Raw genomic sequence first — 13,943 nt, forward strand, 5'->3', positions numbered from 1 at the left:
CCGATGCGGCTGATCGTCCGTCCCGCAGCCCGGGCACTGAATGGCCGCTACCGCCCGCCGGGCGACAAGTCGGTGTCGCACCGGGCCGCGATTCTCGGCGGGCTGGCCGGCGGCGAGACCGAGATCCACGGATTTCTCGACAGTGCCGACACGCACGCCACGCTGTCGGCGATGCAACAGCTGGGCGCCCGCGTTGAAGAATCGAATGGCGTGATCCGAATGCGGGGCGGCTCGCTTCGTTCACCGACGGGACCGCTCGATCTCGGGAATTCCGGGACCGGCATGCGGCTGCTGGCCGGCGCCCTGGCGGGGCATCCGGACCTGCAGGAGAGCCGGATCGAACTGATCGGGGATGCATCGTTGTCGCGTCGGCCGATGAGTCGCATCATCGACCCGCTGGCCCTCATGGGCGCACGGATCGACAGCCAGGAAAGCAGGGCGCCGCTGGTTATTGAGCCGAGTCCCCTGAACGGGAGACGGCATGCGCTGAATGTCGCCAGCGCCCAGGTCAAGTCGGCCATTCTTCTGGCAGGCCTGAATGCCGAGGGGGAAACCGTGGTGGTCGAGCCGGGCGTGAGCCGGGACCATACCGAGCGCATGCTGCCGGCCTTTGGTGCGTCACTGCACGACGGCGACCCGGGCGTGGCCATCCATGGTGGGCAGTCGCTGTCGGGCTGCCGCATCGACGTTCCGGGCGACCTGTCCTCGGCCGCATTCGCCCTGGCCGCCGGCTTGATGGTGGAAGGTTCGGAAATCGAACTGGATGGCGTCGGCCTCAACCCGACCCGCAGCGGCGTGATCGAAGTCGTCCAGGCCATGGGCGCAGGCCTGGTCATCGAAGGCGACCAGACCGAAGGCGGAGAGCCGCTCGGCCGCTTGACCGTTTCAGCCAGTTCCATATCCGGCGTGGATATCGCGCCCGAGCTGGTGCCCCTGGCCATCGACGAGTTTCCCCTGATCATGGCGCTCGCCGCCGCGGCCGACGGACGGACCCGGATTCGCGGCGCGAGCGAGTTGCGCGTCAAGGAATCCGACCGCATCGCCGTGATGTGCCGTGAACTGGCCCGGCTGGGCGTTGAACTGGAAGAACTCGACGACGGCGCCATCATCACCGGCGGCCGGATCCACGGCGGGAACGTCGATAGCCACGGCGACCACCGCGTGGCCATGAGCCTGGCGGTGCTGGGCCTCGTCGCCGAGGGCCCGGTCACGATCGACAATGCCGAGTGGATTCGGACGAGTTATCCGGGGTTCGTGGATGACATGAGAGCGTTGGGGGCGGAGATGGAGTGGGAGTGACGGTTGGAAGATTCAAATTCGAAATTCGAAGCACCAAACTCGAAACAAATCCGAAATCCGAAATTCGAAAAGCCTGATTTCGAGCGTTTTGGGATTTTTGTCATTCGTGCTTGTTTCGGATTTAGTGCTTCGAATTTCGTGCTTGAGATCGTCGATAATGTCGCCACCCCGGAATCCCAGACAGACGCATGACTGAAACCGCAGATAATCCAGTTCCCGTTCTCACCATCGACGGCCCCTCCGGCGCCGGAAAGGGGGCGGTTTCGGCGATCGTGGCCGAGCGCCTGGGGTGGCACCTGCTCGATTCCGGGGCGGTTTACCGGGCGGTGGCGCTGGCCGCGCTCGACCGTGGCGTCGATCCCGAGGACGAAGCGGCCCTGACGGCATTGTGTGAAACGCTGGATCTTGAATTCCGCGCGGGCGAGGACGGCATCATCGTCCTGCTCGACGGCCGTGCCGTCGACGAGCGGCTGCGCAGCGAAGCGGTGTCGCTCATGGCTTCCCGGGTCGCCTCCAATCCGGCCGTGCGTCGGGCCTTGTTGGGTCTGCAGCGGGATTTTCGGCAGTTGCCGGGCCTGGTGGCCGATGGTCGGGACATGGGTACGGTGGTATTTTCCGATGCCCCGGTGAAGGTCTTTCTGGACGCCAGCGTGGAAGAACGTGCACGACGCCGGCATAAACAGTTGAAAGAAAAAGGAGAAAGTGTTAAATTCTCCCGTCTTTTTCACGACCTTGCCGAGCGCGACCGCAGGGATCGGGAACGAGCCGTCTCGCCGACGGTTCCGGCATCGGACGCGACGGTCATCGATTCGACCGATCTGACGCTGGAGCAGGTGGTCGAACGGATTCTCGATCTGGTCGCCAATCGACCGGGTGGTGAAAGGAAAATCTGAAGCGAAGTCCCGGCCCCGCGGTTCGCGGCGGTCGGATTTTTTCACGAGCGTCTGTCTGATCAGACGCAGAAACCAGAGAGACAAGCGCACCTTGAATGCCAACGCCGCGCAGATCTTGCAGGAAGAATCAAGCGTAATGACCGAATCATTTGCCGAATTATTTGAACAGAGTATTGCCGAGAAGGACCTTCGCCCCGGTGCGATCGTCATGGGCAAGATTGTCGATATCCGCGACGACGTGGTCGTCGTCAATGCCGGGCTGAAGTCCGAGGGTATCGTTCCCATTCACCAGTTCCGAAAGCCGGACGGCGAACTGGAAGTGGAAGTGGGCGACGAGGTGGAAGTGGCGCTGGATGCCGTCGAGGACGGATTCGGTGAAACCCGCCTGTCGCGCGAGAAGGCCAAGCGGGCCCGGGTCTGGACCAAGCTGGAACAGGCCTACGAAAACGAAGACAACGTGATCGGTCAGATCTCCGGCAAGGTCAAGGGTGGCTTCACGGTCAACATCGACGGCATTCGGGCGTTCCTGCCCGGTTCGCTGGTCGACGTTCGTCCTGTTCGCGACCCCGCTTACCTCGAGGGCAAGGATCTCGAGTTCAAGATCATCAAGCTCGATCGTCGCCGCAACAACCTGGTGGTCAGCCGCCGAGCGGTGGTTGAACACGAATACGCCGCCGAGCGCGAAGACCTGATCGAACGCCTGACCGAAGGTGCCGTGGTCAAGGGCGTGGTCAAGAACCTGACCGATTACGGTGCGTTCCTGGATCTGGGCGGTATCGACGGTCTGCTGCACATCACCGACATGGCCTGGAAGCGCGTGCGCCATCCGTCCGAAGTGGTGGAAGTGGGTGACGAGCTGGAAGTGCGCGTGCTGCGCTTCGACCGCGAACGCATGCGCGTCTCGCTGGGCCTCAAGCAGCTTGGTGACGATCCCTGGGAAAACATCGATCGCCGCTATCCGCCGACGACCCGCCTGTTCGGCAAGGTGACCAACATCACCGACTACGGCTGCTTCGTCGAGATCGAAGACGGCGTCGAAGGTCTGGTTCACGTCTCCGAAATGGACTGGACCAACAAGAACGTCAACCCGGCCAAGATGGTTCATGTGGGCCAGGAAGTCGAAGTCATGGTGCTGGATGTCGACGAAGAACGTCGCCGCATCTCCCTGGGCATGAAGCAGTGCACGCCCAATCCCTGGGAAGCCTTTGCCGCCACGCACAACAAGGGCGACAAGGTTTCGGGTGCCATCAAGTCGATCACCGACTTCGGTATCTTCATCGGCCTGGAAGGCGGTATCGACGGCTTGGTTCACCTGTCCGACATCTCCTGGATGACGCCGGGCGAAGAGGCCATTCGCAACTTCCGAAAGGGCGAAGAAGTCGAGGCCGTGGTGCTGGCCGTCGACCCCGAGCGCGAGCGCATCTCGCTGGGTATCAAGCAACTCGAGCAGGATCCGTTTGCCACCTACATGGCCGAGCACCCGCGCGGTTCCATCGTCACCGGCAAGGTCAAGGAAGTTGATCCCAAGGGTGCCGTGGTCGAACTGGCCGATGGTGTGGACGGTTACATCAAGGCTTCCGACCTGGCCAAGGAACGCGTCGACGACGCCACCAAAGTTGTGTCGGAGGGCGATGAGATCGAAGCCAAGTTCGTTGCGCTGGATCGCAAGACCCGCAATCTGACCCTGTCGGTTCGGGCCAAGGATCACGACGAGCTTTCCGACGCGGTCGACCAGTACAAGCACACCGGAAGCGGTGGCGGCAGCACCACGCTGGGTGACCTGCTCAAGGAGCAGCTCGAGAACAAGGACGACTGAGACCGACGCTACCGATCAAGGCGCTATCCACCGTGATGGCGCCGAATCGGTACCGCGGGGAGGGGTAATGACCAAATCCGAATTGATCGAACGTATGGCCGGAGAGCAGAACCACCTCAGCCAGGCCGACGTTGAACTTGCGGTTCGCTGCGTACTCGAGCAGATGAGCCGTGCGTTGTCGGAAGGGGAGCGAATCGAGATCCGCGGATTTGGCAGTTTCTCACTGCACTATCGCCCGCCGCGCATGGGGCGCAATCCCCGAACAGGCGAATCGGTGGCCCTGCCGGGCAAGTATGTGCCGCACTTCAAACCGGGCAAGGCACTGCGTGAGCGGGTCAACGACGGATCGTCGTCGGACTGATGGGTGCATGTTCCGCTGGCTCCTGATTCTGCTTGTTCTCCTTGCCGCCGTAGCCGGGCTGCTGATCGGCGTACTGAATGCCGATGCAGTGACCCTGAACCTGCTCGCTTTCCAGGTCTCCCTGCCGCTTGGTGCACTGGTGTTACTGGCGCTCGTGCTGGGGTTGCTTGTCGGCCTGGTGCTGGCCTGGTTACTGTTCTTCCTGCCCGGCCGGTTGCGGCGTTCAAACCGATCCCGCAGCAATGAAAAGGGGACCGACCTGACTGATCGGCCCAATGGCTGAACTGTTCGTTCTCTTTCTACTTTTGCCGATTGCCGCCGCGAGCGGCTGGTACCTGGCCCGGTTTCAGACTGCGCGTCGCCACCGAAAGCGTGCCAACGCCTTTTCCAGCAATTATTTTCGCGGGCTCAACTACCTGCTCAACGAGCAGCCCGACAAGGCCATCGAGGTCTTCCTCAAGCTCGTCGAGGTCAATCCCGACACGGTTGAAACGCATCTGGCCCTGGGCAGCCTGTTCCGGCGGCGGGGCGAAATGGACAAGGCCATTCGCTTCCACAAGCACATCATCACCCGCCCGGGACTGACCGATGAGCAGCGTGCCCAGGCCCTCATGGAGTTGGGCGAAGACTACATGCAGGCGGGCCTGCTCGATCGTGCCGAGTACCTGTTCTCGGACCTGCTCGATCACGACGACTCCCACCTCCGGCCCGTGCGCCAGCTGCTTGACATCTACCAGCAGGAAAAGGACTGGGAGAAAGCCATTGTGCAGGCCCGTCGACTGCGTGAGGTTGATGGTGAGCGTTCGACGTCCCTGATCGCGAGTTTTCACTGCGAACTGGCCCGCCAGGCGCTGGATGGGGGCGATATCGAAGGGGCGCGCCGCTCGATCAGGCAGGCTCGGCGCTATGATCCGGGTAGTGTCCGCGCGCACCTCATTCAGGCCGAACTCGCCGCGCGGGACGAGGAGTGGGAAGATGCCGCCGAGCACCACCGTCAGGCCTGCGAGATCGATCCGGACTGCCTGAGCTTTGCCTTCGACGCCATACTCGAGAGTCATCAGCGCGCCGATCGCATGGCGGAGTTCGAGTCCTGGCTCGAAGCCCTGGTCGAGCGCAGCCCGATGACGACCGCGATTCTGGCCCTGGCCCGCATGAAGGCCGCGCACGACCCGCGTTCCGCAGTCGCCTTTCTGCTCACTCATCTCTCGCGTCGCCCTACTGTGCGGGGTCTGGACTATCTCATCGATCTCGTCTATCGGCAGGGGGCGAGCCTGGACGAAGTGGGTCCGGAACTGATTCAGGATATTCTGCAGCGCTTGCTGGAAGATCAACCGCGATACCGCTGTGAGCACTGCGGGTTCAGCGGCAGCTCCTGGCACTGGCTGTGCCCGGGCTGTCGCCGCTGGAACACCACCCGCGCGATCACGGGTGTGCTTGGCGAGTGATGTTCTATCCGGCGGCCTGGCTTTTCCTTGCCAGCGCGGTGATTTCGGCCGTTCTTACCTGGCCGCTGCGCAGGCGCCTGTTGCGTGAACGGCTGCTGGATTTCCCGGGCGCGCGCCGAAGCCACGCCGAGCCGACGCCTCGCGGTGGCGGACTGGCCATCGTCGTCGCTCTGGCGCTGATCTGGGTGCTCTGGCCCGGTGCATTGACCGACTGGTGGCAGCCCATGATCGCCGTGTTGTTCATGGCCCTTATCGGCTGGCTGGAAGATCGACATCAACTGCTTGCCCGGTGGCGGTTTCTCTCACAATTTGCGCTAGCGCTGGTCTTGTTGTATTCCGTCGGCGGTCTGCATAGCGTTTCGGTATTCGGCGTACCGTTCGAGGCCGCCTGGTTGTGGAGCGGCCTCGGCATCGTGGCCGTGATCTGGTTGATCAATCTCTACAATTTCATGGACGGCTCGGACGGCATGGCAGCAGGGCAGGGGGTCTGGGTCGGCGTGACTAGCGCCGTACTTTTCGAACTGGGCGGACAGTCGGAGCTAGCGACCTTCGGGCTTGCGGCCGGCGGTGCCTGGGGCGGGTTCCTGCTCTGGAATCGCCCCCCCGCCCGCATCTTCATGGGGGATGTCGGTTCGCTTTCGCTGGGCGCCATGGTGGCCAGTTGCGCCGTACTGGGTGCGGCGACCGGTGCCATCAGCATCTGGGTGAGCTTCATGATTTCATCGTTGTTCGTGGTCGACACGACCGCGACCCTGGTGGCACGCGTCCTCTGGGGGGAGCGATGGTATACTGCGCATCGGCAGCATGCGTATCAGCGGTTGCTCGACTTGGGTTGGAGTCATGCCCGGGTGCTCGGGCTTTACCAGCTGATCAACGTGCTCGTGGTGTTGCCGATCATCGCGGCCGTCGTTCGCTGGCCGCATCTGGACACCGTGCTGGCTGCCGGTCTGGCGGTATTTCTTGCCGTGGGGTGGCGGGTCGTCCAGTCGGCTGCGACAGTGAATAACCACAAGGCGTGATCGTGACCGAACAGCCGGAAAAGCGAGGGGCGTTTCTCAACCTGCGTGCATTGGTCGTCGCCCATGACCTTGTCATGGTCGTCGCTGCGTGGCTGCTGGCCCGATTGGCATCGCTATGGCTGTTGGGCAGTCCGTCCATGGATTGGCAACAGGTGGTTATCGAGGCCAACCTGATCATCATTCTCCAGGGTTTTCTGCACTGGCGTGCCGGTCTTTACCGCGGTGTGTGGCGCTTTGCCAGCCTGCCGGACCTGGGCAACCTGATTCGTGCCGCGGTTCTGGCCGCCGTTTCCGGAGCCGCCGTCCTGCTGGTCATGGAAGCGCCGCTGGAACTTATGGTCCTGATGGTGTGGCTGTTCCCGGCCCTGCTTCTGTTCAACCTGGGCGTACCCCGGTTGATGTATCGCGTGTTCAAGGACATGCGCCTGGAGGTCCACCGCCGGCGCCAGACGCATCGCACGGTCATTCTCGGTGCGGGGCGTTCGGGCCGCTTACTGCTGCCGGAACTGCGTCGTCGGGGCGGTTTCGACATCGTCGGGTATCTCGACGACGATTCGAGCCTGAGAAACACCGAAATCGACGGCGTGCCGGTACTCGGCGACATTGCCGGTTTGCCCCGCATCGCCCGCGAGGCCGATCTCGACATGGCGGCGATTGCCATCCCCTCTGCGACCAATGCGCAGATGCAGCGCGTCGTCGAGATCTGCGAACGCGCCGGTGTCGAATTTCGTACCGTGCCGACGCTCAAGGAACTGGGCGCGACGCTGACACGGTTCGACGATCTCAAGCCGGTCGCCATCGACGACCTGCTTGGACGCGAGCCCGTGTCCCTGGACTGGGAATCGATCCGTGCCGGTCTTGCCGGCAAGCGTGTTCTGGTGACCGGCGGCGGTGGATCCATCGGGGCCGAACTGTGCCGGCAAATCGCTCGACTGGATCCGGCTGGCCTGGTGGTTCTCGACAACAGCGAATTCAATCTCTACCGCATCGATTATCGGCTCAAGGCGGAGTTTCCCGACCTGATGGTCGAGGCCGTGCTCGGCGATGTCTGTGATTCGGCCACGGTGGAGACGGTGATCAAGCGGGCCCGTCCCGAAGTGGTCTTTCACGCCGCCGCATACAAGCACCTTCCGATGCTGCAGAATCAGGTGCGAGAGGCGTTTCGCAACAACGTGGTGGGTACGCGGCGCGTGGCCGATGCCGCGGTGCGCTACGGCGTCGGCACTTTCGTGTTGATTTCGACCGACAAGGCCGTCAACCCCTGCAACGTCATGGGGGCGACCAAGCGCATTGCCGAGCTCTATGCGCAGCACCTCAATCATTCCTCGGAGACGAAGTTCATCACCGTGCGTTTCGGCAACGTACTCAATTCCACCGGCTCGGTTGTCCCCTTGTTCAACGAGCAGATTCGCCGCGGTGGACCGGTGACCGTCACGCATCCTGAAATCACCCGCTACTTCATGACCATTGCCGAGGCCGGCCAGCTCATTCTGCAGGCGGGTGTACTCGGTCGTGGTGGCGAGGTATTCGTTCTCGATATGGGCGAGCCGGTGCGGATCAGCTTCCTGGCCGAGCAGCTTATTCGTCTCGCCGGAAAGGAGCCCGGCCGGGATGTCGAGATCGTTTATACGGGGCTGCGTCCCGGGGAAAAACTGTTTGAGGAACTGTTCCACGAAGACGAGTCGTACGCCACGACCGCTCATGAGAAGATTTTCCTCTCGCGTGGAGCGAGTCAAGGCCTGGACGGCATCGACGAGAGACTGCGCCGGGCCGAGGCCGCCGTCATGCGCTACGACAACAGCGAACTCAGAAGCATCCTGCTCGAACTTGTGCCCGAGTTGGGCAAGGTGCCGCAACGCGATCGAAAGGTGATCCCGCTCAGCGGCTGACCCAGTCACAGGGTGCATCGCGATCAACCCGCCGAGAACGCCTGATTCCGGAGGAATAGTCATGTCGAGACTTCGCCCCGATTCCGCTGCCCGTCGCGGGCGGGTGGTCTCGTTCGACCACCATTCCCGCCTGCTGGAGGGAAATCCCCTGGATGACCCGGCACAGCGCAAACATCCTGTCTATCTGCCGGCGGGCTACGATGACAGCGATCAGCATTATCCGGTGCTCTGGTGTCTGGCCGCCTATACCAACGCCGGGCCGGGCCAGGTGAACTGGCGCAACCACGGCGAAAATCTCCCCGAGCGACTCGATCGCCTGATCGAGACCGGTGCAATGCCGCCGGTCATCGTCGTTTTTCCCGACTGCTATACGAGTCTTGGCGGCAACCAGTACGTCAACACGCCGGCAATGGGCGCCTACGCGGATTATCTGACCGAAGAATTGATTCCGGCCATCGACGGTGCTTTCCGGACCTTTCCCGAGCCCTCGGCCCGGGCGGTTTTCGGCAAGTCCTCCGGCGGGTTCGGGGCGCTCCATCTGAGCCTGTCGCATCCGGGCCACTGGGCGGCGGCTGCCAGCCATGCCGGCGACGCCGGCTTCGACCGCGCCTATCTGGGTGATTTTCCACAGGCCGCCGGCGTGCTGGCCCGCCACGACGGCGACATCGAGCACTTCGTGCGAACCTTCTGGCGTGACAAGCGGCCGGGCGGAGCGGCCTTCCATACCATGATGACCTTGTGCCTGGCGGCAAGTTACTCGCCGGATCAGTCCTGCCCGCTGGGCCTGCGTCTGCCTTTCGATTTGTATACCTGCCAGCTCGACGAAGCCGTTTGGCAACAATGGCTGACCTACGATCCGGCCCGGCGTGCGGCGAGCGAATCAGATCGGCTGGCCGATCTGGCAGGCTTGTGGATCGACGTGGGCAGCCGCGACCAGTATTTCATCCAGTACGGTACCCGGCAGATGCACCAGGCCCTCGATGAGCAGGGCGTGAATCATCATTTCGAGGAGTTCGACGGGACTCATTCGGGCATCGACTGGCGTTATGATCATTCACTGCCCTGGCTGGCCGCGCGCTTGAAAGCGGACTGAGCCGACGGCACATACTTGTCACACCCTCATTACGGGATCGCAGCATGCTGACTGTCACACCTTCGGCCCGCGACTATTTCTCCGACCTCCTCGGCCAGCAGCCCGACGGCACCAACCTGCGTCTGCGCGTGACCAACCCGGGCACGCCCTCGGCGGACGTGGAACTGACCTATTGTGGCCCGGGCGAGCAGGCCGACAGCGACGAGGCTGTCGACTGCCAGGTGTTCACGCTGTTCGTTGATCAAACATCGGCCGAAACCCTCGACGGGGCCATGATCGATTTCGAGACCAACCGGATGGGCGGCGAATTGTGCATCCGTGCGCCCGGCCTGAAGGGGCATGCGCCGTCTGACGACGCCCCGCTGGAAGAGCGCGTGGCCTGGGTGCTGGAGACGAAGGTCAATCCCATGGTCGCGTCCCACGGCGGCCAGGTCGGCCTGGTGGAAGTCACCGACGACAACGACGTCGTGCTGCAATTCGGCGGCGGCTGCCACGGCTGCGGAATGGTCGACGTCACCCTCAAGCAGGGTATCGAGACGACGCTCCGGCAAGCCGTGCCCGAGGTGCGACAGGTGGTTGATGCCACTGATCACGCCGCTGGGGAGAATCCCTACTACTAAAGGGGCGCTTTAAGTCCGGGGGTGCTGGGCCGGTTGGCACCACCGGGTGCTTCGGTGGCCTCGACACTTCAAAGGCTGTTTCGCCCGGCGCTTCGCGCTCTTGCGGCGAATTCCTTTTACCTCGCGCGGTAAAAGGAATCAAAAGCGCGCTGAAAAGATTGCGGAGGCGCCGCAGGACAAACGGGACATGCGGGCTTCAGTATTCTGCTTGCGTCTTCGATTGGGCTCCGTCTAGACACATGGCGTCTCCGACGTCCCTGGGGCGTAATCTGCATTCTGACGGCACGACCTCGATCACCCCCGGCTTCGGCGAGGCTGCTGAAGATGGCTTCGGGTGAATGAGCGTTAGCTTCAAACCCGAGGCACGGCCCTCGAAGGCTCGCTTTCGAAGTCGTGAGGCTGCGTGCGGGCCTGATAATGTGGACGTCGTAAGCCCGCCTGCGTCTCAGAGAGTCAGAACGAAGCCCCAGACAAAATACTGAAGCCACTCCCGCTGCAACTCCCGAGAGGAAAATCGCGCGCTTTTGACTTTAAGCGCGCTTTTGGTGACTTTTCTCGCGCAAGAGAAAAGTTACCCGCCATCAGCCTGCGAAGCAGGCGGGCGGAACAGAAGTTGACTTGTCGAAGTCCGCACAGCGGCCTTGGGGCAACAAGTTGTTTGCCGACAAGGCAGTGAAGGCGCCGCCGCAAGAGCCTGCGAAGCAGGCCGGGCGAAACCGCCTTTGACTTGTCGAGGCTCGCACCGCTTGCGGCGACATCAATCAGCCCAGCGGCAGCGAAGTTGAATCCGCCCGCGGAGCAGGCAAGAGAAACCGCCCTGGATACATCCGGCTGTTACTCGTCGATTTGCGGCGTGACCAGTCCTTCCTGGCTGGCGTACCAGGCTGCCAGATCGGCGATGTCCTGGTCGCTGAGGCCGCTGGCGAAACCCTGCATCTGCGCGTTCTGGCGTTCGCCGGAGCGGTATTGCTTGAGGGCGTATTCCAGGTAGCCGGCATGCTGGCCGCCGAGCTTCGGCGTGTCCGGCGTGGCGGTCATGTTGCCGTCCTTGCCGTGGCAGGCCTGGCAGGACTGGGATTTTTCGAGTCCGCGGCTGGCATTGCCGGCGGCCAGCGCATCGTTGCCGATCAGCAGAAGCAGGGAGGCGGCGAGAGTCAGGGCAAACGGCTTCATGAGTCGTCTCCTTGGTTCAGGCTGACGAAATAGGCGGCAATGTCGCGAATGTCTTCATCGCTGAGGGTGTTGGCCTGTGCCTCCATCGTCGGGTGCTGACGGTCGCCCGCGCGGTACGCCTTCAGCGCCGAGACCAGGTAGCCGTATGTCTGGCCGCCGATCTTGGGCACCGGATAGGTCGGGTAGACGTTTTTCTGATAGGGGATGCCGTGGCAGCCGAAACAGGTGTAGGCAATTACGCGACCGCGTTCGGCGTCGCCTTCGTTCTGGTTTTGCGCCAGCGCGCCGTGGCTTAACATCGCCGCGAGCGCAACGACAAGAATTCGCTTCAGCATTTGGTTCGCCAGTGAGAAATGGTGAAACCCGTATTATACCCAGCCGGCCGGGGAGGGGGAACTCCCGGGGCGTCGGGTGGCGTGCGATTGCCGGGTGAGGGCGGCCGGGGCGGCCGCCCCGAATCGTTATTCCCGGGTCATTCGGCTTCTTCGATAATCAGCTCGTAGGGCTTTTTGAAATCGGTCCGGTGCCACTTGGCGCGAACACGGTAATCCTTCCCGGCCTCGAGCGTAATGTCGAAGTCCACTTCCTCGTCAACGCGGCGCATGCGCTGCCCCACGGCGGGCTCGGTCAGCTGGGCCGGTACGCGGGCAGTGAGGGTGTAGTCGCCCGGCTCGAGCGTAAGCATGCTGCGCGGACCGATGTATTCGCCGTCGACGGCGGTCAGTTCGACCTCGTATACGTACTGCGCCTGGTTCGGCGGACCACCGAAGACGCGGGCCTCGGCAAGCTCTCCGTTGGCGGCGATGGCCAACTGGCAAAGGGCGGCCAGCGTGAAGCCGGTGAGAAGGGTCGTTGCATGTTTCATGGTTGCACCTCAACATCAATTGACTGCCGGGTTGGAGGTGACGGAATGTCAGCCTGACTGAATGCGCAAGATGTCACCGATCGCTAATGCCCGACAGCCTTATAGATACCACAGCGCCCCGGACCCGTCAAAAAGGCTCTGCAGCGATCCGGCGCCAGGACATCGAATCCGGTGCTTGCGTGGGTTCCATCACGTACAATAACAAGGATTGTCCCAATCCATCCCAGAATGACCATGCGCTCACTCGATCCACTCGATCTCTTTGATGTCGACGACCTGCTGACCGACGAAGAACGGATGATCCGCGACTCGGTCGCGCGCTTCGTCGACGAAAAGGCCCTGCCGCTGATTCCGAAGTGCTTCGACGAGGCCCGTTTCCCCGACGAACTGATCCCGGAAATCGCGGATCTCGGTCTGCTCGGATCGAGCCTGGAAGGCTACGGCTGCGCCGGCCTGAATGCCGTCAGCTACGGCCTGATCTGCCAGGAGCTCGAGCGCGGCGACTCGGGGCTGCGCAGCTTCGTGTCGGTGCAGTCCTCGCTGTGCATGTACCCGATCCACGCCTTCGGTTCCGAGGAGCAGAAGGAGCGCTGGTTGCCGGAAATGGCCGCTGGCCGGGTGATCGGCTGCTTCGGCCTGACCGAACCGCAGGGCGGTTCTGATCCGTCCAACATGAAGACGCGGGCGAAGCGCGACGGCGACGACTGGATTCTCAACGGTTCCAAGATGTGGATCACCAACGGCGGTATCGCCGACATCGCCATCGTCTGGGCGCAGACCGACGACGGCGTGCAGGGGTTTATCGTGGAAGAGGATTTCGATGGATACGAGACGCGCGATATTCACGCCAAGATGTCGCTGCGGGCCTCGATCACTTCCGAGCTCTACTTCGACAACGTTCGCGTGCCCGACGCCAACCGCCTGCCGGAGGTCAAGGGACTCAAGGGTCCGCTGTCCTGTCTCAACCAGGCGCGCTACGGCATCACCTGGGGGCCAATCGGAGCGGCCACGGCTTGCCTGAAAGAGGCACTCGATTATTGCGAGGAGCGCGAATTGTTCGGGCGCCCGGTATCGGCCACGCAGAGCGCCCAGCTCAAGCTTGCCGACATGGCACGCCGCATCACCAGCGCCAAGCTGCTGTCATGGCGTCTGGGCCGGCTCAAGGACGAGGGCAGGCTGCATCCCAGCCAGGTCTCGCTGGCCAAGTGGAACAACGTGCGCATGGCGATCGACATCGCCCGCGAATGTCGCGACCTGCTCGGCGGCTCCGGCATCACGCTCGAGTACTCGGCCATCCGCCATGCCCTCAACCTCGAGTCGGTGATCACCTATGAGGGCACCGAGACGGTGCACCAGCTGATCATCGGTCGAGAGCTTACCGGGCATAACGCGTTTTGACGCGTTCTGGCGAACGCGAAATCCGAAATTCGAAGCACCAAATCCGAAACAAAACCCAATGACCAAAATCGC

14 protein-coding genes are annotated in these 13,943 nt (G+C 62.7%); 11 read left to right on the forward strand and 3 right to left on the reverse strand.

Features of this window, described 5'->3' with window-relative positions:
* The first annotated feature begins 3 nt into the window (after positions 1 to 3).
* The 10 genes from aroA to DZK26_RS13100 all read left to right on the forward strand — a co-directional run bounded on the left by aroA (position 4) and on the right by DZK26_RS13100 (position 10,435).
* Positions 4 to 1,299 carry a 3-phosphoshikimate 1-carboxyvinyltransferase gene (gene aroA, locus DZK26_RS13055; protein ID WP_116899251.1) on the forward strand — a complete coding sequence of 432 codons (1,296 nt, stop codon included), beginning with the start codon at positions 4 to 6 and terminating at the stop codon, positions 1,297 to 1,299.
* Between the two features lie 188 nt (positions 1,300 to 1,487).
* Entirely contained in the window at positions 1,488 to 2,192 is a 705-nt protein-coding gene (cmk, locus tag DZK26_RS13060; protein WP_116899250.1) for a (d)CMP kinase, read from the forward strand.
* A 91-nt stretch (positions 2,193 to 2,283) separates the two neighbouring features.
* Positions 2,284 to 4,008 carry a 30S ribosomal protein S1 gene (gene rpsA, locus DZK26_RS13065; protein ID WP_258870900.1) on the forward strand — a complete coding sequence of 575 codons (1,725 nt, stop codon included), beginning with the start codon at positions 2,284 to 2,286 and terminating at the stop codon, positions 4,006 to 4,008.
* Positions 4,009 to 4,075: 67 nt separating this feature from the next.
* Positions 4,076 to 4,369, forward strand: a complete 294-nt coding sequence (ihfB, locus tag DZK26_RS13070; protein ID WP_116899249.1) for an integration host factor subunit beta — start codon at positions 4,076 to 4,078, stop codon at positions 4,367 to 4,369.
* A 7-nt stretch (positions 4,370 to 4,376) separates the two neighbouring features.
* On the forward strand, positions 4,377 to 4,652 hold the full coding sequence (locus DZK26_RS13075) for a lipopolysaccharide assembly protein LapA domain-containing protein (RefSeq protein ID WP_116899248.1): 276 nt from the start codon (positions 4,377 to 4,379) through the stop codon (positions 4,650 to 4,652).
* The gene (lapB, locus tag DZK26_RS13080; protein WP_116899247.1) at positions 4,645 to 5,814 is read left to right on the forward strand and encodes a lipopolysaccharide assembly protein LapB; all 1,170 of its coding nucleotides are present in this window, start codon (positions 4,645 to 4,647) and stop codon (positions 5,812 to 5,814) included. The genes DZK26_RS13075 and lapB overlap by 8 nt, the downstream gene beginning before the upstream one ends.
* Entirely contained in the window at positions 5,814 to 6,833 is a 1,020-nt protein-coding gene (locus tag DZK26_RS13085; RefSeq protein WP_116899246.1) for a glycosyltransferase family 4 protein, read from the forward strand. The genes lapB and DZK26_RS13085 overlap by 1 nt, the downstream gene beginning before the upstream one ends.
* Before the next feature lie 2 nt (positions 6,834 to 6,835).
* Positions 6,836 to 8,722 carry a nucleoside-diphosphate sugar epimerase/dehydratase gene (locus tag DZK26_RS13090; protein WP_220337266.1) on the forward strand — a complete coding sequence of 629 codons (1,887 nt, stop codon included), beginning with the start codon at positions 6,836 to 6,838 and terminating at the stop codon, positions 8,720 to 8,722.
* Positions 8,723 to 8,783: 61 nt separating this feature from the next.
* On the forward strand, positions 8,784 to 9,815 hold the full coding sequence (locus DZK26_RS13095) for an alpha/beta hydrolase family protein (protein ID WP_116899245.1): 1,032 nt from the start codon (positions 8,784 to 8,786) through the stop codon (positions 9,813 to 9,815).
* Positions 9,816 to 9,859: 44 nt separating this feature from the next.
* Entirely contained in the window at positions 9,860 to 10,435 is a 576-nt protein-coding gene (locus DZK26_RS13100; protein WP_116899244.1) for a NifU family protein, read from the forward strand.
* Between the two features lie 834 nt (positions 10,436 to 11,269).
* Here the strand turns inward: DZK26_RS13100 and DZK26_RS13105 are convergent.
* The 3 genes from DZK26_RS13105 to DZK26_RS13115 all read right to left on the reverse strand — a co-directional run bounded on the left by DZK26_RS13105 (position 11,270) and on the right by DZK26_RS13115 (position 12,473).
* Positions 11,270 to 11,608, reverse strand: coding sequence for a cytochrome c (locus tag DZK26_RS13105; protein ID WP_116899243.1), 339 nt, complete (start codon positions 11,606 to 11,608; stop codon positions 11,270 to 11,272).
* Positions 11,605 to 11,943: a cytochrome c gene (locus DZK26_RS13110; protein WP_116899242.1), complete on the reverse strand. Its 339-nt coding sequence runs from the start codon at positions 11,941 to 11,943 to the stop codon at positions 11,605 to 11,607. The genes DZK26_RS13105 and DZK26_RS13110 overlap by 4 nt, the downstream gene beginning before the upstream one ends.
* Positions 11,944 to 12,080: 137 nt before the next feature.
* A complete protein-coding gene (locus DZK26_RS13115; RefSeq protein WP_116899241.1) occupies positions 12,081 to 12,473 on the reverse strand; it encodes a hypothetical protein in 393 nt (130 codons plus the stop codon).
* 228 nt (positions 12,474 to 12,701) lie between these two features.
* Between DZK26_RS13115 and DZK26_RS13120 the strand changes: the two genes are divergently transcribed.
* Positions 12,702 to 13,871, forward strand: coding sequence for an acyl-CoA dehydrogenase family protein (locus tag DZK26_RS13120; RefSeq protein WP_116899240.1), 1,170 nt, complete (start codon positions 12,702 to 12,704; stop codon positions 13,869 to 13,871).
* The last annotated feature ends 72 nt before the right edge of the window (positions 13,872 to 13,943 follow it).

Origin of the sequence: Wenzhouxiangella sp. 15190 (assembly GCF_003417465.1) — a bacterium.
In the GTDB taxonomy this organism is placed as follows: Bacteria; Pseudomonadota; Gammaproteobacteria; order Xanthomonadales; family Wenzhouxiangellaceae; genus Wenzhouxiangella.